This is a genomic window from Oryzibacillus soli (genome assembly GCF_051594765.1).
Taxonomy (GTDB): domain Bacteria; phylum Bacillota; class Bacilli; order Paenibacillales; family NBRC-103111; genus Paenibacillus_AR.
The window spans coordinates 73,932-93,348 of sequence record NZ_JBPPGJ010000018.1 but is presented as its reverse complement, the minus strand read 5'-3'; the positions used below and the strand labels follow the sequence as shown (position 1 = coordinate 93,348).

At 59.6% G+C, this 19,417-nt stretch carries 17 protein-coding genes; 1 reads left to right on the top strand and 16 read right to left on the bottom strand.

Going from position 1 to position 19,417, the window contains the following annotated elements; genetic code table 11:
* Positions 1 to 56 precede the first annotated feature (56 nt).
* From ACSEXW_RS22065 to ACSEXW_RS22030, 8 genes are all read right to left on the bottom strand, one after another.
* On the bottom strand, positions 57 to 842 hold the full coding sequence (locus ACSEXW_RS22065; RefSeq protein ID WP_438448342.1) for a TIGR00266 family protein: 786 nt from the start codon (positions 840 to 842) through the stop codon (positions 57 to 59).
* A gap of 64 nt (positions 843 to 906) precedes the next feature.
* Positions 907 to 1,530, bottom strand: a complete 624-nt coding sequence (gene udk / locus ACSEXW_RS22060) for a uridine kinase (protein WP_438448341.1) — start codon at positions 1,528 to 1,530, stop codon at positions 907 to 909.
* 24 nt (positions 1,531 to 1,554) lie between these two features.
* Positions 1,555 to 1,866 (bottom strand): thioredoxin family protein, encoded by a 312-nt coding sequence (locus tag ACSEXW_RS22055; RefSeq protein WP_438448340.1) that lies wholly within the window; start codon positions 1,864 to 1,866, stop codon positions 1,555 to 1,557.
* A gap of 23 nt (positions 1,867 to 1,889) precedes the next feature.
* Positions 1,890 to 2,621, bottom strand: coding sequence for a phosphonate ABC transporter ATP-binding protein (locus ACSEXW_RS22050; protein WP_438448339.1), 732 nt, complete (start codon positions 2,619 to 2,621; stop codon positions 1,890 to 1,892).
* 118 nt (positions 2,622 to 2,739) lie between these two features.
* Positions 2,740 to 3,405 carry a SanA/YdcF family protein gene (locus ACSEXW_RS22045; RefSeq protein WP_438448338.1) on the bottom strand — a complete coding sequence of 222 codons (666 nt, stop codon included), beginning with the start codon at positions 3,403 to 3,405 and terminating at the stop codon, positions 2,740 to 2,742.
* A gap of 4 nt (positions 3,406 to 3,409) precedes the next feature.
* Positions 3,410 to 3,901 carry a GNAT family N-acetyltransferase gene (locus ACSEXW_RS22040; protein ID WP_438448337.1) on the bottom strand — a complete coding sequence of 164 codons (492 nt, stop codon included), beginning with the start codon at positions 3,899 to 3,901 and terminating at the stop codon, positions 3,410 to 3,412.
* A gap of 74 nt (positions 3,902 to 3,975) precedes the next feature.
* On the bottom strand, positions 3,976 to 4,650 hold the full coding sequence (locus ACSEXW_RS22035) for a uracil-DNA glycosylase (RefSeq protein ID WP_438448336.1): 675 nt from the start codon (positions 4,648 to 4,650) through the stop codon (positions 3,976 to 3,978).
* A 37-nt stretch (positions 4,651 to 4,687) separates the two neighbouring features.
* Positions 4,688 to 5,599, bottom strand: a complete 912-nt coding sequence (locus tag ACSEXW_RS22030; RefSeq protein WP_438448335.1) for a LysR family transcriptional regulator — start codon at positions 5,597 to 5,599, stop codon at positions 4,688 to 4,690.
* 120 nt (positions 5,600 to 5,719) lie between these two features.
* Here ACSEXW_RS22030 and dapA point away from each other — a divergent pair, with 120 nt between their 5' ends.
* Positions 5,720 to 6,592, top strand: coding sequence for a 4-hydroxy-tetrahydrodipicolinate synthase (gene dapA / locus ACSEXW_RS22025; RefSeq protein ID WP_438448334.1), 873 nt, complete (start codon positions 5,720 to 5,722; stop codon positions 6,590 to 6,592).
* An 81-nt stretch (positions 6,593 to 6,673) separates the two neighbouring features.
* Here the strand turns inward: dapA and ACSEXW_RS22020 are convergent, their stop codons facing one another.
* The 8 genes from ACSEXW_RS22020 to murI form a co-directional block, all read right to left on the bottom strand.
* Positions 6,674 to 8,368: a M3 family oligoendopeptidase gene (locus ACSEXW_RS22020; protein ID WP_438448333.1), complete on the bottom strand. Its 1,695-nt coding sequence runs from the start codon at positions 8,366 to 8,368 to the stop codon at positions 6,674 to 6,676.
* A gap of 12 nt (positions 8,369 to 8,380) precedes the next feature.
* The gene (locus ACSEXW_RS22015) at positions 8,381 to 11,230 is read right to left on the bottom strand and encodes an Eco57I restriction-modification methylase domain-containing protein (protein ID WP_438448332.1); all 2,850 of its coding nucleotides are present in this window, start codon (positions 11,228 to 11,230) and stop codon (positions 8,381 to 8,383) included.
* Positions 11,227 to 11,982 (bottom strand): NAD-dependent protein deacylase, encoded by a 756-nt coding sequence (locus ACSEXW_RS22010; protein ID WP_438448331.1) that lies wholly within the window; start codon positions 11,980 to 11,982, stop codon positions 11,227 to 11,229. Before ACSEXW_RS22010 ends, ACSEXW_RS22015 begins: the two co-directional genes overlap by 4 nt.
* Before the next feature lie 161 nt (positions 11,983 to 12,143).
* Positions 12,144 to 14,165 carry an ABC transporter ATP-binding protein gene (locus ACSEXW_RS22005; protein ID WP_438448330.1) on the bottom strand — a complete coding sequence of 674 codons (2,022 nt, stop codon included), beginning with the start codon at positions 14,163 to 14,165 and terminating at the stop codon, positions 12,144 to 12,146.
* Positions 14,166 to 14,178: 13 nt separating this feature from the next.
* Complete coding sequence (locus ACSEXW_RS22000) at positions 14,179 to 15,960, bottom strand: ABC transporter ATP-binding protein (protein WP_438448393.1); 1,782 nt, start codon at positions 15,958 to 15,960, stop codon at positions 14,179 to 14,181.
* A 404-nt stretch (positions 15,961 to 16,364) separates the two neighbouring features.
* On the bottom strand, positions 16,365 to 17,666 hold the full coding sequence (locus ACSEXW_RS21995; protein ID WP_438448329.1) for an erythromycin esterase family protein: 1,302 nt from the start codon (positions 17,664 to 17,666) through the stop codon (positions 16,365 to 16,367).
* A 103-nt stretch (positions 17,667 to 17,769) separates the two neighbouring features.
* Positions 17,770 to 18,453: a metal-dependent hydrolase gene (locus ACSEXW_RS21990; protein ID WP_438448328.1), complete on the bottom strand. Its 684-nt coding sequence runs from the start codon at positions 18,451 to 18,453 to the stop codon at positions 17,770 to 17,772.
* Between the two features lie 80 nt (positions 18,454 to 18,533).
* Positions 18,534 to 19,307 (bottom strand): glutamate racemase, encoded by a 774-nt coding sequence (murI, locus tag ACSEXW_RS21985; RefSeq protein ID WP_438448327.1) that lies wholly within the window; start codon positions 19,305 to 19,307, stop codon positions 18,534 to 18,536.
* Positions 19,308 to 19,417: the final 110 nt, after the last annotated feature.

Genomic DNA, 19,417 nt, shown 5'->3' with positions numbered 1-19,417 from the left:
GGCTCGAGTGTCTCACTCGCCATACGGGGGCTTCTTGCTTACCTAAGCAGAGCGCATCAATCTCCGTCGAGAAGATTGCCCAGCCCGCCCAGGATGCTGCCCTCTTCCTTACGTCCGGCTCCGCCCGCCGCCGAGGTGATGCGGTCTGCCAGCCGGCTGAACGGCAGGGATTGAACCCATACCTTGCCGGGTCCACGCAGGGTGGCGAAGAACAAGCCTTCCCCGCCGAAGAAGGCGGTCTTGATGCCTTTGACGAACTCGATGTTATAATCTACGTCCCGCGTCATTGCCACGAGGCATCCGGTGTCCAATCGGATCAGCTCGCCCGGCTGCAGGATTTTCTCATACACCATACCTCCAGCATGGACGAACGCCAGCCCGTCACCCTCCAACTTCTGCATGATGAAGCCCTCGCCACCGAAGAAGCCGGTCCCCAGCTTACGCTGGAACTCGATGCCGACGGAGACACCCTTGGCCGCGCACAGGAAAGAATCCTTCTGGCACACGATCTTGCCGCCCAACTCGGAGAGATCAAGCGGAATGATCTTGCCGGGATAAGGGGATGCGAAGGAAACGTGCTTCTTGCCGTATGCCCCATTGGTGAACACGGTCATGAAGAGGCTCTCCCCGGTCAGAAGCCGCTTGCCTGCTCCCAGCAGCTTGCCCATGAAGCCCTTGTTGTCGGAGCTTCCGTCTCCGAAGATGGTCTGCATCTGGATGCCGTCGTCCATCATCATGAAGCTGCCGGCTTCCGCCACGACGCTCTCCTGGGGATCAAGCTCAATCTGGACGAACTGCATCTCGCTGCCGATGATCTGATAATCGATTTCATGTGCGTTCATGTACGGGAACCCTCCGTTACGGCTGTTATGGTATGGTACAAAATGGAACTTCCTGATCAGTATACTATATTCCGGTCTTATGGGGAATCGATTGCTCGATCCGGGAAGCCAGAAGACTGATAGCGATCTCATTCTCCCCGCCCTCGGGAACGATCAGGTCCGCATAGCGCTTGGAAGGCTCAATGAAGGCCTCATGCATCGGCTTTACGGTATCCAGATATTGGGCGAATACCGATTCGATGCTCCGTCCCCGTTCCTTCAGATCCCGGGCGATCCGGCGCAGCACCCGGACGTCGGCATCCGTATCCACGAACACCTTGATGTCCATCTCCCCGCGAAGCGGTTCATCCGCCAGCAACAAGATTCCCTCCAGGATAACGACGGGCTTCGGCTCCAGCCGGACGGTCTCCTCCAGCCGGATATGCTCCGAGAACGAGTAGACCGGCACGTCTACGCCGACGCCGGATCGAAGCTGCCTCAGATGCTCCAGCAGAAGCCCGTTGTCGAAGGAATTCGGGTGATCGTAATTGACCGACGCCCGCTGTTCCAGCGTCAGATGGGGCTGGTGCTTATAATAGGAATCCTGTGAGATCAATGCCACGTGCTGCGAGCCGATCCGTTTGACGATACGGTGCGCGACGGTTGTTTTGCCGGAGCCGGTGCCCCCGGCGATGCCGATGACAAGCATGGTCGTCCTCCCTGTTCCATCCATTCATAGGTGTAGTTTCTTGTAGTAGAAGTATAATTCATCCGCCCCGCCGATGCGGTAGCGCAGCTCCAGCGGCCCGCCATCCCGGACGAAGCCGGCGCAGGGGACGGACCGGATCTGCCAGGACCGGACCAGGCCGGGTGCCAGATTCACGTTGCAGGAGTAGAATGCGAGGCCGGGAAGCAGCAGCTCCACGGCTTCCAGCATTCTCGCCGTCAGCTTGCAGGTCCCGCAGGTCGGCGTGTGAAAGAAGACGGCGAAGACTTCTCCCCGCCTCGCCGCGGCCTCGACTTCCACACCGGTAAGCTCCCGCATGCCCATTCCGCCCCCCTACTGCGTCAGCTGAAGACCATGTCTCTTTCCCTCGGAGTCAGGCGGCGCCCGTTGATGTCGAGGACAATCCGGCCGCCGTTCAAGCCCCAGATCCGGCTGGCATACCGTTCCGCCAGATCCAGATTGCTTAGGGAGCAGAAGACCGTACCGTTATCCCGCGTGCTTACGGACCGCAGGTCCTCCATGACCCGGGCTTGAGCGTCGGGATGAAGACCTTTCATCGGTTCGTCAGCGAAGATGACCTTGGCTCCCTTGATAAGAGCCTTCGCGATGGCAACCCGCTGCTTCTCTCCTCCGGACAGCTTGGCTACCTTGTCCCGTCCCTTGTCCAGAAGCCCCACCTTCTCCAGATAGTCCATGGCGAAGACGTGCTCGTCCTGGGAGACGGTCCGGGTCAGCTTCCGGAACCAGTTCATGTGTTGATACCGGCTGTCCAGCACATTCTTCAGGGCGTCCTTGTTCGGATCCACATCCGGATTCTCGTTCAGGAAGCCCCATTCCCTCTTCAGGCGGTACGCCTCAAAAATATTCAGGGACGTGATGTCCTGATTGTTGTAGATATATTGTCCTTGATCCCATTTCTCCTGCTTGGCCAGACAGCGCAAAAGCATGGTTTTGCCTGAGCCGCTGGCACCTACGATGGCGATGAATTCCCCATCCCCCGCCTGGAAGCTGATCTTGGAAAGAATGTCTTGTCCCTCTTTGCTTTTCTTGGTCAGATTGCGGACCGTGATCATGGACTTTCCACCTCTCGTTTACGTTTCTCCCATCCGCTGTCCAAATTATAGCATATCCGGGCGCTTACACAGAAATGGCTCCTCTGAGCCGTCATCACCGAAGATCAGAAGGCTCCGATCAGGGCTTGGCCGTGGATCGGCCGTCGCCGGTAATGGGCACCTTGTCACCCAGAATGGCCGGCTTCGGCCTCAGGATCCGGGCATACACGAAGTCCTTGTTCCGGGCCAGGAATTCACGGGCTTTGAACTTCTCCATATTCTGGTACCCGCTCTTGTCCGCGGCTACGCCGTAAGCGTCGATCCCGAGGCTCCGCGCCACATAGACCGCCCGCTTCAGGTGGTAGCTCTGGGTGACGATGATGACCTTCTTCACGTCGAAAATATGCTTCGCCCGGTACATGCTCTCGTAGGTGCTGAAGCCGGCATGGTCCATAAAGATGTTCCGCGCCGGCACCTTATGCTCCGTCAAGTATCGCTTCATCGTGCCGGTCTCGTCGTAGTCCACGCTGCCGTGGTCGCCGCTCACCAGAAACTTGGGCGCCCGCTTGGCATTATACAGCTCCAGCGCCGTATCGAGACGGTCTCCCAGCATATCCGACACCTGCCCGTTGGCGCGGACGGAAGCGCCCAGCACCAGAATCGCATCGGACGAAGGCGCCTCCTCCGGGCGAACAATAAAATCGGAGGCCGTGTTGGAAACGTGCCGGTCGATGACTATGGCCGAGCATAAGACGGCAACCCCAAGCAGCAAGGCACCGAGCAGCAGTCTCCGCAGGAATCGCATAGGGTTACTCCAGGATCAATTGGTAGAAAAGGACGTCCTGCCAGCGGCCGAACTTGTGTCCGACCTCCTTGAAGCAGCCCACCAGCTCGAAGCCGAATTTTTCATGCAGCTTCACGCTGATGTCGTTGCCTGCGGTGATGCCGCCGATGACGACGTGATGGCCAAGCTCTCTCCCGCGCTTCAGAATCTCCTCCATCAGCCGGTTCCCGATGCCTTGCCCCCGGTAAGTCGCATCGATGTAGATGGAGAGCTCCGTCGACTTGATGTAGGCCAGCTTCTCCCGGAACAGAGACAAGCTGCTGTAGCCCGCCACCTTGCCGTCTACTTCGGCGACGATAAGCGGGTGGATGCCGCCGTATTTGCGGAACCACTTCTCCCTTTCCTCCAGCGTCTGCTCCTCCAGATCGAAGGTGGCGGTGGTGTTGCGGATTGCTTCGTTGTAGATGGCCAGCATGGCCGGCAGGTCTTCCAATGTGGCTTCACGGATGATGATCATATTCGGATCTCCTTATGATGGTATGTATATATGAGTGCATGCGGATGACGGAATCAAACGGCTCGAAGCCGCCGTTATAGATCCGGAACCGTCCAATCGATCTCCGGTATACCATGACGCTTCAGGAACGCATTGGTCCGCGAGAACGGCTTGCTGCCGAAGAAGCCCTTGTTCGCAGCGAAGGGGCTCGGATGCGCCGACTGGATGACCAGATGGCGGCTCTCCGTAATCAGCGGACGTTTCTCTTGGGCGTTCTTCCCCCAGAGAATGAAGACCACAGGCTGCTCCCGCTCGTTCAAGAGCTCGATCACCCGGTTGGTGAATGCTTCCCAGCCCAGGCCCCTATGGGAATTGGGCGTATCCTTGCGGACCGTCAGGACGGCATTCAGCATGAGCACCCCCTGCTTCGCCCAAGCTTCCAAGTACCCGTGGTTCGGGATCGGGCTGCCCAGGTCGTCGCGGAGCTCCTTGTAGATGTTCTGCAGAGACGGCGGAACCGCGATCCCCGGCTTCACCGAGAAGCTCAGGCCATGGGCCTGGCCCGGACCGTGATACGGATCCTGTCCCAGAATGACTGCCTTCACGCCGGCATAATCCGTCAGATGGAAGGCGGAATAGATCTCGTACATATCCGGATAGACGGTAACGCTCCGGTACTCGTCCGCCAGTCGGTTCCGCAGCTCCTGATAATACGGCTTGCCGAATTCCGGTTCCAGCACCGGCGCCCAGCCGTTATGCAATACTGCCATTTCCTGACACACTCCTGTCCGTTATTCCTTCTCTATCTTACATGAAACCGGCCGGTTCATCATCCGGAATTTTTCCGTGCCGGAACCATTCGATCAAGGTCTGGAGCGGCTTCGACATCCACTTCTTCGGATGGACGAAGAGCTGCAGATCAAGCCTCACGTCAGGATGGGGAAAAGCAAGCCCCGCCAGCTCTCCGCGCCGGATCTCATCCTCAACCGCCATACGCGGCAGGATGGCGATGCCGAGCCCGGAGCGGACGCAGCGCTTCACCGCCTCCGGATTGCCCAGCTCGAAGCCGATCCGGCAGGGAATGCCGCCCTCCTTCAGGGCGCGCTCCAGCATGGTCCGGTAGTTGCAGCTCTCTTCGGGCATGACCCAGACCGCATCCTTCAGATCCGACAGCGCAGGAGGCGCGTCCCGGTGAACGAACGGATGGTCGGTCGGAGTGATGAGAAGCAGGGATTCCTGCTCCAACGTCTCGCAGGTCAGAGCGCCTTCCGCGGGCCTGCCGTTGTCCAGGAGAAGAGCCACGTCCTGCTCGCCCTCCCTCACCTTCTCCAGAATCTTGGATTCCGGCCCGGGCTGGAGCCGGACCGTCAGATCGGGGAATCTGCGCCTGAGCCGCTTCAGGAAGGGCGGCAGGTAGTAAGACGCCAAGGTGTCGATGGTCCCAATCGTCAGAGTCCCTCCCGTCTGGCTTCCCACCGTCTCCATCGATTCATCATAGAGATCCAGCATCCGGCCGGCCAGCCTCAGCAGCTCCTCTCCGGGCGCCGTGAGACGCAGCCCCTTGCCGTACCGCTCAAATAGCTGCACGCCATAGGCGTTCTCCAGCTTCTGGATCTGGGTGGTGACGCTGGATTGAGCATAGCCCAATTCCTCGGCCGCTTTGGTGAAGCTGCCTCGCAATGCAACCTCCCGAAAAGTCTGGAAATAAGTCAAATCCATGGCTCGACCTCCTTGTGTCATCAAAATTATTGATGTTCATTATCTAATATTATAGATAACAGCGATGGAAGAATCCATGTTAAAGTAGTGACAGGGAAGAAAATAAGGGAGGAACAAGACATGTTGGACGAACGTCAGTTGAAAGGAATCCACGTACCCGTTGTTACGCCTTTTCTGCCGGACGGGTCCGGGCTTGATTCGGTATCCTTCCGCACCTATGTCAGATCCCTAATGGAGCAGCCCATCGATGGTATCGTCATCAACGGTACCACCGGGGAGTCCCCGACCGTAACCTCAGAGGAAGTGGAAGCGATGTTCCACATCACTCGGGAGGAACGGAAGGACCCGAATATCGCTATTATCCTGGGGACAGGAACCAATAATACCGCCAGCACCGTCGCCAAGACCGAATGGGCCGGCAAGCTGGGAGCCGATGCCGTCCTGATCGTCGTGCCATATTACAGCCGGCCGTCCCAGGAAGGCATCTATCAGCACTTCCGCCGGGCTGCCGAATGCGGCGTACCCGTCATCGCTTACGATATTCCGGGTAGAAGCGGAGTCGGCCTGACGCTGGAGACGGCGAAGCGCATCCTCGAGCTGGACGGCGTCATCGGCTTGAAGGACTGCTCCGGCGGAACCAAGCTGGTCACCGGCTTGGCCTCCACCGGCAAAGCGGTCCTCTGCGGGGAAGACGGAGCATTCCTCGAGATGCTCGCCGCGGGAGCCGCAGGAGGAATCCTGGCTTCCGCCAGCGTGAAGACCGGTGAGTTCGCCGCCATTTACCGGCTTGCCCGGGAAGGCCGCACGGGCGAAGCGGAGCAGCGCTTCTCCGCGCTTCAGCCTATGATCAAGCTGTTCTTCCGCGAGACGAATCCGACCCCGCTGAAGTGGATTCTGGCCCATCAGGGCGTTCTCGCTTCCGATGCGGTCCGCCTGCCGCTGGTCGGCATTACCGAAGCTTTGCAAGCCGAGCTTGCCGCCTTGGAGCTGTAAGATCCTGATGGACACCAAAAACCCGCCCTTTCCAGTTGTCTGGTAGGGCGGGTTTTTGGTGTTCCTGCTATCTTCGCAAGCTTACAGCGCTTTATCGTCCACACCGGCCAGCCAAGCATCAATGACTCCGATTACCTCACGGACGCAGCCTCCATCGAAGGGAGACACCAGTCCGGCGACCCGGACCAGCTCGGTGAACGACTTGCTCCCGCCTTCCTTGCAGAGCCGGAGGTAGTCCGCCCACGCCCGCTTCGGATCCTCCTGGGCCCTCGCCCAGAATTGGAAGGCACAGATTTGGGCCAGAGTGTAGTCGATGTAATAGAAGGGGCTCCTGAAGATGTGGCTCTGCTGCTGCCAGAAGCCGCCGTTCTCGAGGAACTCATTGCCCGTGTAGTCCAGATGGGGCATATACTTGCGCTCGATATCACGCCATACCTGCTTACGCTCCTGCGGCGTCAATTCCGGACGCTCGTACATGGCATGCTGGAACTCATCCACCGCCACGCCGTAAGGGATGAAGAGCAGCGATTCGCTCAGATGGTTGAACTTGTACTTCGACGTGTCCTCCTCGAAGAACAGCTCCATCCAAGGCCAGGTCAGGAACTCCATGCTCATGGAATGAATCTCGCAGGCCTCGTAGGTTGGGAAATGGTATTCCGGCGGCAGGAAGCCCCGGCTGGAGTAGACCTGGAACGCGTGCCCCGCTTCATGGGTGAGCACGTCGATATCACCGCTGGTGCCGTTGAAGTTGGCGAAGATGAACGGCACGCCGTATTCGGGCAGAGTGGTGCAATAGCCGCCGCCAGCCTTTCCCTTCTTGCTGGCCAGATCCAGAAGGCCCCGATCTCGCATCACCTTGAAGAATTCCCCTGTCTCCGGAGACAGCTCGTTATACATCCGTTCTCCCCGCTCCAGAATCCAGTCCTCTCCGCCCTTCGGCGCCGCGTTGCCCGACGGGAAGCTGAACTTGTTGTCGTAGTAGTACAGCTTATCGACGCCGATCCGTTCTTGCTGGCGCTCCTTCAGCTTCGTGGCCACGGGAACGATCTGCTCCGCCACTTGCCTGCGGAATGCCGCGACTTGCTCCGGGCCGTAGTCGGTCCGGCTGAGACGGGCATAAGCCAGCTCCGTGAACGTCTGGAAGCCCAGCTTGCGAGCGATCTGGGTGCGGATTTGGACCAGACGGTCGTATAGGTCATCCAGCTGCCCGGCATGCTGCTCCAGGAAGCCGAACTTGGCATCCGCCGCAAGCTTGCGCACCTCGCGGTCGGTAGAGATCTGATAAGGCGTCAGCTGGGATAAGGTCAGCTCCTCCCCATTGAAGGGAATTTTGGCGGAAGCCATGAGCTTGACGTATTCGCTGACCAGCTTGTTCTCCAGCTGAAGGTCCTCCAGCACCTCCGGCTTGAAGATGGATAAGGACAGCTCCGCCAGACGGAATAGTTGGCTCCCCCACTTCTCCTCCAGCTCCTTGCGGTACTTGGACCCGGTCAACGTGCGGTAATAGTCGGTCAAGAGGCCTGTATACACCGGCTCCGCATCGTCAAAGAACGCTTTCTCCTGCTCATAGAAAGGATCCTGTGTATTGACGGTATGGCGGATATAGACGATCTCGCGGACGGTCTCGAAGCCGTGACGATAGCGGTTCAGCTCATCCAGCACGGCATTCTGCTCCTCAGCGGAGCCGCTTGCCTCGAATCGGGCCAGCAAGTCCGCGAATCGGGCTTTGACCTCTTCCATATCGGGGCGTACATATGCGAATTCTTCGAATTTCATCGTAAATTCCTCCTATTGATGATGGATGTAAGATGACAAGTCCACTTTCTGCTCTCCCCTGTATTCCTCCCAGAGGAAGGAATACAACTCCAGCCTGCCGCGGGCGCACAGGTCCGGATCCGGCTCGGGCAGATTCCCATCGAGCAGCACACACAGGCGCCTGGAGAACGTCACAAGCTCCTGCGTTTCCTTCACCGGTCGTCCTGAGCTTGCCTTCAGCTGTTCCGCCAAGTGACGGGAAACGGTGTGGAGGATGTCGCGGCCGAGCTCCAGCACCGGTACATACGCCACATACGCCTCCTCCCTTCCAGACCGGATACAGGCGAACCAAGGGCGGCCGTCTGACCGGCGGATGTGCTCCTTGTACCACTCCTCCCGGAAATAACGGAGCAGCCTCTCTTCCGCTGATTCTTCAGGCGCGCGCTCCAAGGAATCGGCGAGCCACTGGAGATTGGCGGAACGGGAGCCTGGACCACCGAAGCCGTCCAGCCATTCCTTCAGCCGCCGGCCCAGATCGCTCTGTGTGCAGGCCACAACCGGAGTCTTGACGGACGGCTGCCGGGTCCCCGGAGGATAATAACCCGTGATCCATCCAACCGCATAGGACAGCAAGCCGTGGAGGTCGTCCCGAAGGATTCCGGTTTCAGCCGTCCTTCGTTTCCGCAGCGTCTTGCGCGGGAGGAAGCTTGGCCGGATCCGATAATGATCATAGACCTGCCGGTCAATGGCAATCTCCAGCTCGGCCAGCCGGTCCTGCCTCCTCTTCCGCCTCTCCACCCACAGGGGGTAGGCGGATTCCAACGGAAATCCTCCCTCTGGAAGACGGAGCAGGGGGTGCTCCTGGAAGTTCCAGGACCGCTCCGATTCGTCCCAATCCTCACGGGCCAGCTGTACGCAGTCACGTCCCATTCGCGCCAGCTCCGGATCTTGCAGAAGGGCCAGGTCGACGGGCAGCCGTCCCACGTCACCCGGTTGAATGTTCAGCGTCGGATTGGACTGCAGCAGAAGCTCCCCGGCAAGTCCCGAGTTCAGATAGGCCAAGGTGGCAAACAAATCGGGCTCCTCCGTAAGAGGGAACAAGCAGGAGCCTCCGTTGTCGAACAGGAAGCCCGGCTCCAGCAGCCGGAAGCCTGGCTTGCCTGTGGCGACCGTAGACCACGTCAGACCGGGTCTTCCATAGTAGGCTTCATTGCGCAGATTCGAGCGGGGGTCCTGGCGGATCTGCCGCCCGTTGTCCGCCCATTCCACGGCATAGTAATGGTTGCCGAACCAGCGGCGGCCTCCGCCGCCCTTGGCATAAGGACGCCAGGTTCCGTTTCTGCCCGATAGCTCTGTGGACGCCGGAGAGCCGTAACCGCGGAGCCCTGCCGGAATCTCGTGCCAATACCGGACGTAGCGGGCGTTATCTCCGGTATCCATTCCTTTCTTGACGGCAAAGTACCGGCTTAACGAAGGGAGCGATCCATACATGCCGCTCCAGCCGGGAGGTATGCTGTAAGCGATCCGGCAGCCCGGCAGGACACCGAATTCCGCTTGGCGGACGCGAAACCGGATGCCTGGCCTCCGTTCTGCGTAGGCCCGTTCCTTCGCCTGAGGCGACGGCTCCTCCGTCAATTTCCAGAAAACCCCTTCCGCATTCTCCCTCGGTTTTCCCTTGCGAAGCACTACCGTGACGGATTGCACCACCTCCCCGCCTATATCCTGGAACGCACGGGGCCCCAGATGCAGGGTCGTCAGCAGCTCGGCCCTCTCCAGAATATGCCGTCTGAGCGTTTCGTAGGCCGTGAGATACATCCATACGTGCTGGTTGATGGCGGCATGATAGCCTCCCGGTCTAAGGAGCTCCAGGCATCGCTCCAGGAAGGCGGCGAAGAGATCATTCCTGGAGCTGGGGTACGCCTTGTCCAAATATTCGGCAAGCACCGGCCCCATGTTCCTGCGCCCGAGATAGGGCGGATTCGTAAGGACGGCGTCGTAACCGGGGGTTAGGAGGCTCCATCCCGGCCCCATGCCGGAACCGCTGTTCTTCCACAAGCTGCCCAGCTCCCGGTTCTCTCCATCCAGCACTTGAACGGGCAGATCCCAGTCCTCCGCCCACACGGTGGGATCGATCCGCACTGCCTTCAGCACCAGCACGAACCGGCAGAGCCTTACGGCGACCGGATCGATATCCAGACCGCACAGATTACGGGTCAGAATGGTTCGGACCGCCTGAGCGGCAGGCATTCCTTGGGCCAGATGGACATCCAGCAGCACATCGAATGCAGCGGCAAGCACATGCCCGCAGCCGCAGGACGGATCGAGAATACGCCAATGCTCCGCCGCCGGCCGACCCGGCCGTTGCTCTCCTTCCATGCCGCCGAACGAGGCCTCCCGGTCAAAGAAGGTCCATTGGGGGAGGGGCTGAGTCAAGGTCTCTCCCCCATCCAGCGCTAATCGCCCGATTGCGTTCTCCGCCATATACCGGGCGATCCAGTCGGGGGTGAACAGCTGGGTCACCGCCGGAAGATCAGAGGACTCCACCTTGAAGCCCCGCTTGAAGCGGGAATACAACACGCTCTTCCGTTCCTCGAGCATGTATTGGTACAACCAGCCCGCAAGCTCAGGCCGGTCACGCCAATCCGAGTGCGGGATCGCTTCCAACAGATCCAGAGCGCTGCGGCGGACTTCCTCCTGCAATCGCACCGTTCCGCCCTTCTGCCAACGGCTGATCCAAGCGGCAGTAGCACCAGCCTTCAAGCCTCCGCTCTCCATCACCACATCCGCGAATGCAGTCGCCAGCTCCGCCGGCGAGCGGAAGCCTTCACGGGCGAGAAGCCGGCTAAGCGCATGGGAGACCTTCCGGTATAGAGACCGGTTCATCGGTCCACTCCGGCTCCGAATACGGCGTCGCCCAGAACCAGTCCGATGGAATCCCGGATGACCAGCCCGGCGTACCGGTCATAGGGGGTCTCCGTCTTATTGAGCAGCACCAGCTTCTCCCCCCGGTAGTAACGGACGAGTCCCGCCGCCGGATTCACCGTCAGAGAGGTCCCTCCGACGATCAGCATATCCGAAGACTGAATCTCCTCCATCGCCTCGGACAAGACGTCCGAATCCAGGTTCTCCTCATACAGTACGACCTCCGGCTTGATGATGCCACCGCAGACCGTACATACCGGAACGATGGCGACGGAATCCAATATATCCGACAGCACATACTTGGCTCCGCAGGAGACGCAGGAATTGCGGTAGACGGAGCCGTGCAGCTCCAGCACATGCTCGCTTCCGGCCATCTGGTGCAGACCGTCGATATTCTGCGTGATGACAGAGGTCAGGCGGCCTCTCTTCTCGAGCTCGGCAAGAGCACGGTGGGCCCGGTTGGGCCGTGCGTCGGGATACAGCATCTTCGTCTTATAGAAGGCGTAGAACTCCTCGGGATGAGCATAGAAGAAGCTTCTGGACAGCATGACCTCAGGCGGGTGAGCCCCCTGGTTCTTCGTCTGGTATAAACCCGTTTCGGACCGAAAATCCGGGATCCGGCTCTCCGTCGAGATGCCGGCCCCACCGAAAAATACGATTCTGCGGCTGTCCTCGATCCACCTCTTAAGCTGTTCCGCAGGGCTGATGCTCATATGGCCGACCTCCTCTAACGCGCTGATGGGTTCATTATACCATAACTTTCCGGCTAACCCGTTCTTGCCGAAGCCATCCGCAAGGCAAAAAGCAAGGCCCGCATGGGAAGCCCGAAACCGGGCACCTTGCGGGCCTTGAAGTGCCGCAGGCGATGCCGGCTTCAAGCCGTCAGTACCGCCGACCCGTGCTGCAGCTGATACATGGCGTAATACTTCCCCTGCTGTTCCATGAGCCGGTCATGGCTGCCGCGCTCCACGATCCGGCCGTGATCCAGCACCAGAATCTGATCTGCCTGACGGATGGTGGATAGACGGTGGGCGATGACGAAGGTGGTCCGCCCCCGCTTCAACACGTCAAGCGCCTGCTGGATCAGGGCTTCCGTCTCCGTATCGATGCTGGCCGTTGCTTCATCCAGGATGAGTATGGCCGGATTGAAGGCCAAGGCCCGAGCGAAGGAGATGAGCTGTCTCTGGCCGGCGGACAACGTGCTGCCCTTCTCGATGACCGGCTCGTCAATGCCTCCGGGGAGCTTCATGAACATCTCGTAAGCCCCCACATCCTTCAGGGCTTGGATGACCTGCTCCCTGCTGATGGACGGATCATCCAGGCTGACATTGGAAGCGATCGTCCCGGTGAACAGGAACGGATCCTGCAGCACGATGCCCATATGCTTGCGAAGATGCTGGCTGGGCAGTTCCCCGATGTCCCGTCCGTCAATCCGGATGCTGCCCTTCTCGATCTCATAGAATCGGAACAGCAGGTTTAGGATCGAGCTCTTGCCTGAGCCCGTATGTCCCACCAGCGCTACCGTCTGTCCTTGTTCGGCCTGGAAGCAAATGTCCTTCAGCACCCATTCGTTCTCCTTGTAAGCAAACCACACCTTGTCGAACTCCACGGTCCCCTTGTAGCGGGGCATGGTACCCGGCTCCACCGGAACGCCTTCCTCATCCAGAAGCTGGAAGACCCTCTCTGCGGATACCCGGGCCGACTCCAGATTCGTCAGCTGATTCACGATGCCGACGATAGGCTGGAACATCCGGTTCATGTAATCTACGAAGGCGTATAACACGCCGACCGACACGAACTGCCCCAAGGTGCCTCCCCAGAACAGCCAGATGACCAGCAGGAAGGTCAGATTCCGGATAAAATTGACCAGATTATGGGACGTGAACGAGTTCAGATTCAGCATCCGGGTCTGATAATCATAGAGCTCCTTGTTATGGGAGTCGAATTCCTCCTGCGTCTCCTTCTGTCTGCGGAAGGCTTGGATGATCGCCATCCCTTGGATGGACTCATTAATCATGCCGTTGATGTCCGACAGCTTGCTCCGGATCGCCTTGTTATACCGGCCGGCCACCCGGCGGTAGAAGGCAATCCATAGGACCAGAATCGGCACCATGGGAACGGCGAACCAGAACAGCCGGACATCCAGCAGATACAGCGCGCCGAGAATCGCCGTGATGTACACGATGCCGGAGAAGAAGTTGGCCAGCACCGCCACGAACAGCTCCCGAACGGCCTCCGTGTCGTTGGTGATCCTGGAGACGACCTTGCCGGCGGGAAGGTTGTCATAGTAATGGACCGGAAGCCTCTGGATATGAGCGTACACATCCTCCCTCATCCGCTGGACGATCCGGTTCGCCGAGGTCTGGAGCAGCAGCCGCTGCCCATAGGTGAAGAGCGCTCCGATCAGTAGGAGTCCGAAATAGAAGCCGGCCATCCGCAGCAAGCCGGGAAACTCCGGCTTGTAGAACCGGTACAGCTCTTCCCGGGTCAAGCGGACGGCCGGGTATGACGCAAGGCCTCCGTCGCTGCTCTTCACGGTCAACCGGCCGTCGGCAAACGTCTTCTCCCCCTTCTCCCGGACTTCGCCGGTCACCCAATAATAGTCTCTTCCGGTCTGGAGCACCGTTGCCGCTTCTCCTCTGGCCTCCCCATCCGCGTAATGGTCGTCCCGTTTGTAGAAGGCGCCGCCGTAAGAAACCGCGAATGCCCCCGGCTCACCGGAGATCCGGTACCACGGCTGCTCGATGCCCAGAATGTTCCGGTCGATCATCCGTTTGGCGATCAAGGGTCCGGCCATCTCCGTGCTTACCGCCAATGCCAGGCACAGCAGTGCCAGCAAGATCGTATTCTTATAAGTCCACGCGTAGCGCAACAATCGTTTGCCTGTGGTTGGCATGCTATCCACCGCCTTATCGGTCCGGACCGCTTCGGTCCGGCACTCTATCTTCTTCCAACTGCGACTCCAGCCGCTGTCGGTCGTGCTGCTCCTTATACCAGCCGTCTTGTGCGATCAGCTCGTCATGGGTTCCCCTCTCGATGACCCGGCCATCGTCCAGCACCAGTATCAGGTCGGCGTGCTGCACGGCGGACAGACGGTGTGTCGTAATCAGGGTGGTCTTGCCCGCCCGCTCCGTCCGGATGCCCTCGATGATCTCCGCTTCCGTACGGCCGTCAACAGCAGACAGCGCGTCGTCCAGCAGCAGGATCTCGGGGTCCGCGATCAGAGCCCTGGCGATGCTTACCCGCTGCTTCTGTCCGCCGGACAGCGCGACTCCCTTCTCTCCGACCAAGGTCTCCAGACCGTCCGGCAGGAAGCGAATGTCCTTGGAGAAGGACGCACGCTCCAGGGACCGCTCCAGCTCATCCTCCGTAACGTCCCGCTTGGAGCCGAAGAGGATGTTCTCCCGGATCGTCCGGGAGAACAGAACGGGCTCCTGGGGCACGTAGCCGATCCAGCCGAGCAGACGGTCCATATCCAGCCGGTCAACCGGCACCCCGGAGACGGCCACCTCTCCTTGCACTCCCGCATATTCCCGGAGCAGCTGCTTCAGAAGCGTCGTCTTGCCGCTTCCCGTTCGCCCGACGACCCCCAGCGTCTGACCCCGCTTCAGCGTGAAGGTGACACCGGACAGGTTATCGACGGCGGAGGACGGATACCGGAAGGTGACATCCCGGAAGGCAATGGAATCCGGACGCTCCGCTTGGATAGGATGCTCGGCTTCCGATACGTCCGGCTGATGATTCAAGGTCTCGTTCACCCGATCCAGCGAAGCGTTGCCCCGCTGCATGACGTTGATCAGTTCGCCGATGGCGAACATGGGCCAGATCAGCATCCCCAGGAAAACGTTGAAGGAGACCAATTCTCCCAGTGAAATCTCACTGTTGAAGACCAGATATCCGCCATAGCAGATGCCGATGATGTAGCTCAAGCCGACCAGCACCTTGGCTAAGGGCTCGAATACGGCGTCGATCCGGGCGACGGCCAGGTTCTTGCCCAGCACCTCCTGGGTCTTGCCGTGGAACCTAGCGGTATGGGCCTCCTCCTGAACGAAGGCGCGGATGACGCGGACGCCGGAGACGGACTCTAGCACCTGATCGTTCAGCTCGCCGAACGCGTCCTGGGCACTCATGAAGCGCTCGTGGATCTTCTTGCCGAAGTGCTTCATCAGCACGGCCATGACAGGAAGCGGAAGAAGAGCAGCCAGCGTCAGCTTCCAGCTGATGACCCCGGCCATCACAATCAGAAGCGTGCACATGAAGACGGTGGAGTCGATCAGCGTCAGTATACCGAAGCCCGCCGTGGCGGATACCGCCCACAGATCGTTGGTGGCGCGGGCCATCAGGTCTCCCGTCCGGTTGCGCTCATAGAAGGCGGGCGACATGCGAAGGAAGTGGCCCATGAGCCTGTGGCGAAGCTTCCGCTCCAGCACGATGGCCCCTCCGAACAATTGGTAATGCCAGATATAATTCATGAAGTACCCGAAGACGGTGATTCCCACCCAGAGAGCGATGATCTTGGCAAAGCCGCTTCCGTCCAGGGTGCCTTGGTGGATCCCGTCAATGGAAATGCCGATCAGCTTGGGCGGAATGACCTCGATCATGCCGGACAAGGCCAGCAGCACCACCGCAACGGTGTACCGCTTCCATTCCATGCGGAAGTACCAGCCCAGCTTGCGGAACACGATGAACACGTTCATTACCCCTTTCCCGGTCCGAACCTTATCTATGACGTCGGCCATGCCACGACATAGAAACATATGTTCGCAACTTCTATTTTATGTCATTCAGCCTTCCTTTGTAAACCATCCTTTTCCAACTTTTTGCTACCCAACGCAAAAAGGGACGCACGAATACTCCCGTAATCGTGCGTCCCACGTCGGCTCATCATCTATCAGCCGCGCCAGTTGCGGATTACGTCCCATATCGTCCGGCTCAGGCCGGTAAAGCCGCTGTCGGCCCGCATCATCTCGCGCATGGGACTCCTCCTCTTCAACATCTGCTTCCACCGTTATCCATACCGGTACCTTGCCACTTTATCACCAGCCTCAGGTCCATGCAATGGGAAAGATGCGTCTATACCCATTCTTTCCGGCAGCTAGACCAAGGCGGGCTCCCGCTGCTGGAGGAAGCTCAGAGCCTTCGTCTCCTCCAGGTACAGCAAGGCGTCGTAGCGCTTGGACAGCGAAGTGGGCACGTAATTGCCCCATTCGCTCTGGGGACGGTACACAACCCCGATGGCACGCTGACCCCGCGTGTCCTCGAAGAGGCTCGAGGAGCTCTCGCCGAACAGCAGCAGCTTGTTGCCTCCCCCCGCCCGGTGGAGAAGCTCGTCCCAGCTGTTCTTCCAGGCTTCAGGCACGGGCATGGTCTGAACCGGAGCTCCCCAGGAGGAGCCGGCCAGCACGCTGCCGCGGTAGGTGCTGAAGCCCACGGCGAAGGAACGCTCGAACCGCTCCCGGACCAGCTGGCCCACATTCACCATCCCGTCCTCCAGCATGTCGGTTGCACGGGCATCCCCCACATGGGTGTTATGTTCCCAGATCACCGCCTTGGCCTCCGGCCCGTGGTACTCCATCAGCTTTGCCAGCACCTCGGCCATATGTTCGTCCCGGATGTTCCAGGACTCCGCATCCCCACCGACCATCGTCCGGTAATAATGCTCGGCGTTGGCCGCAACCAAGGCGTTGATCTCAGCACTGAAGGCCGCATCCCCGCCGGCTCCCGCCGCTTCCATCCGCACCCGTTCGCGGCGCAGTCTGCCAAGCAGGTCCACCACCTCGTCCTCGCAGGAGGCATCCAGATAAGCGGTGGATACGGCGTACCGCTGCTCATCCCGGCCGTAGCCCTGGAAGCACTCGAAGGCCTTCTCAGCAGCCGCGGTTAGCGCCTCGTCGCCCTTGCGCCTTACATACCCCAGCACCTCATCGATGGATTCCCAGAGGCTGTATACATCCAGGCCATAGAAGCCGACCTGCTCCTCCGGTTTCAGCTTCTTGTTCCAATCCCGAAGCCATACCATCAGCTCCGCCACCTCACGGTTCGCCCACATCCATGACGGCCAGCGGCGGAAGGAGAGCGACAGAAGCTCCTCCGCCGTCACCGCTTCGGCCGTCTCGCCCTTCACCCAACGGTTCAACTCATAACAGGAGGGCCAGTCGCCCTCCACGGCGATGAAGCGGAAGCCTTTTTCCCGGATGAGACGCTTGGTTAGCTCCGCCCGCCAGGTATAGAATTCAGAGGTCCCGTGGGACGCCTCCCCCAGCATGACGATCCGGGCGCCTCCCGACGCTTTCACCAGCGGATCCAGATCCTCCGCCTTGTCCAACGGCTTCGCCGTTTCCTTAATAACCTCCACCAGTTGTTTCTCGCTGCCTGTTTCGGACACCGGCTTGCGCATGGCGTCAACCTGCCTTTCCTGTCTCCAAGAAATTGGGAGCCTAAACAAAAAAGGAAACCCCTGTTAGGATTTCCTTCTCCGGCATGCCGCCATCCGCTCGAATCTAGACTTCCAGACTTTCCCCTGCCGCCAGCGTACAGGCGCGGATTCCCTTCGCCTCACACAGCTTCACGAATGCATCTCCATCCTGCCGGATCATCGGGAACGTGTTGAAGTGGAGGGGAATCACAACGCCCGGACGGAGCCACTCCGAGGCAATCGCCGCCTCCTCTGGTCCCATGGTATAGTTATCCCCGATCGGAAGCGCAGCCGCATCCAGCTTATGCAGCTCGCTGACCAGCTTCAGGTCGCTGAAGAGAGCCGTATCTCCCGCATGATAAAGGGTCTTACCGCCCATGGTCAAGAGAATGCCGGCCGGTTCTCCTGCATACAGGAGCTTGTCTCCGTCCCGTACGGAATTGCTGTGCCAAGCGGGCATGAGCTTCACCCGGAAGCCTTCGAACTGGTGGGAGCCCCCCAGGTTCATGCCATGGGCTTTCACGCCCTTAGAGGAGCAGAACACGGCCAGCTCATGGATGGCCACCACCGGGCAATCATTCTTAGCCGCAATCTCCAGCGTGTCGCCGAAATGATCGTCGTGCCCATGGGTCAGGAGCACCGCATTCACCTTCAGCTCCGCCGCTTGCACCGCCGATTGCGGATTCCCCGACAGGAAGGGATCGATAACCACCCGGATCCCGTCATGCTCGACGAGCAGGGATGAATGTCCCAGATAAGTGATGTTCATAAGGAAAAAGACCTCCCGGACCGTTAGGATTTACCATCCTTATTGTACAAGAAGGCTCCTTCAAATGCCAAACGGTCCGATTACAGGATCAGGCTCCGGGCCTGCTCCAGCGCCGCTTGGAACACGAGCAGGTCCGTCTCCCGGCATCCCGACGACTCGAACAGCACCCTTCCGGAGCCTCCGCCGCTCAGCCCTTCCCGGTCCAGCACGGAAGCCAAGTGCTTCACTGTGCCTTCGGCACCGTCGATAATGTCCGTACCGGGAGAAAGCACCTTCCGGAACACTTGGCTGAACAGCGGGAAGTGTGTGCAGCCGAGAACGGCCGTCCCGTAGTTCGCCAGCTCCAGCTTCGACAGCTCCTGCCTGAGATACGCCTCGGCCTCGGAACCTTCGAACATCCCGCGCTCGGCCAGCTCTACCAGCCCGGGCAAGGCTAGGGAATCCACGATATGCTTGCGGTCCACTGCGGATACCAGCTCTTTGTATTTCGTTTCCTTCAGCGTGAGGCTGGTGGCGCAGACCAGGACCCGCTTCTCATGGGTCTCGTTCTTCAGCACCGCCGGCTTCACGGCCGGTTCCATTCCGATAATCGGAAAATCATAGGTCTTCCGAAGCTCCGCCGCCGCTATGCTGGTGGCCGTGTTGCAGGCGATGACCAGAGCCTTCATGTCCAGCTCCAGCATCCGTTCCACACCCTCGAATATGAAGCGGCGGACCTCATCCTTCGGCTTCTCGCCGTAGGGCACATTCCGCGTATCCGCAAAATAAACGTAATCTTCTCCAGGCAGACGGCGCAGCGCTTCAGCTAGAACCGTAACGCCGCCCACACCCGAATCCATGACTCCGATGCGCATGCATAACCCACCCAACAGCCAGCTATTAGTATGAATACCTTCCTGATTGTAGCAGGTTTCCTGCCAAAAAACTACGCACCGGCCGCCCGTCTTCCCATGCATAAGCCCGG

Excerpts from the sequence above, each read along its gene's own strand:
- ACSEXW_RS22065 (WP_438448342.1), bottom strand. The coding sequence starts at position 842 with ATGAACGCACATGAAATCGATTATCAGATCATCGGCAGCGAGATGCAG.
- ACSEXW_RS22055 (WP_438448340.1), bottom strand. The coding sequence starts at position 1,866 with ATGCGGGAGCTTACCGGTGTGGAAGTCGAGGCCGCGGCGAGGCGGGGA.
- ACSEXW_RS22035 (WP_438448336.1), bottom strand. The coding sequence starts at position 4,650 with ATGGCAGTATTGCATAACGGCTGGGCGCCGGTGCTGGAACCGGAATTC.
- ACSEXW_RS22020 (WP_438448333.1), bottom strand. The coding sequence starts at position 8,368 with ATGAAATTCGAAGAATTCGCATATGTACGCCCCGATATGGAAGAGGTC.
- ACSEXW_RS21990 (WP_438448328.1), bottom strand. The coding sequence starts at position 18,453 with ATGAACATCACTTATCTGGGACATTCATCCCTGCTCGTCGAGCATGAC.
- ACSEXW_RS22030 (WP_438448335.1), bottom strand. The coding sequence starts at position 5,599 with ATGGATTTGACTTATTTCCAGACTTTTCGGGAGGTTGCATTGCGAGGC.
- ACSEXW_RS22010 (WP_438448331.1), bottom strand. The coding sequence starts at position 11,982 with ATGAGCATCAGCCCTGCGGAACAGCTTAAGAGGTGGATCGAGGACAGC.
- ACSEXW_RS22015 (WP_438448332.1), bottom strand. The coding sequence starts at position 11,230 with ATGAACCGGTCTCTATACCGGAAGGTCTCCCATGCGCTTAGCCGGCTT.
- ACSEXW_RS22040 (WP_438448337.1), bottom strand. The coding sequence starts at position 3,901 with ATGATCATCATCCGTGAAGCCACATTGGAAGACCTGCCGGCCATGCTG.
- dapA (WP_438448334.1), top strand. The coding sequence starts at position 5,720 with ATGTTGGACGAACGTCAGTTGAAAGGAATCCACGTACCCGTTGTTACG.
- ACSEXW_RS21995 (WP_438448329.1), bottom strand. The coding sequence starts at position 17,666 with ATGCGCAAGCCGGTGTCCGAAACAGGCAGCGAGAAACAACTGGTGGAG.
- udk (WP_438448341.1), bottom strand. The coding sequence starts at position 1,530 with ATGCTTGTCATCGGCATCGCCGGGGGCACCGGCTCCGGCAAAACAACC.
- murI (WP_438448327.1), bottom strand. The coding sequence starts at position 19,307 with ATGCGCATCGGAGTCATGGATTCGGGTGTGGGCGGCGTTACGGTTCTA.
- ACSEXW_RS22050 (WP_438448339.1), bottom strand. The coding sequence starts at position 2,621 with ATGATCACGGTCCGCAATCTGACCAAGAAAAGCAAAGAGGGACAAGAC.
- ACSEXW_RS22045 (WP_438448338.1), bottom strand. The coding sequence starts at position 3,405 with ATGCGATTCCTGCGGAGACTGCTGCTCGGTGCCTTGCTGCTTGGGGTT.
- ACSEXW_RS22005 (WP_438448330.1), bottom strand. The coding sequence starts at position 14,165 with ATGCCAACCACAGGCAAACGATTGTTGCGCTACGCGTGGACTTATAAG.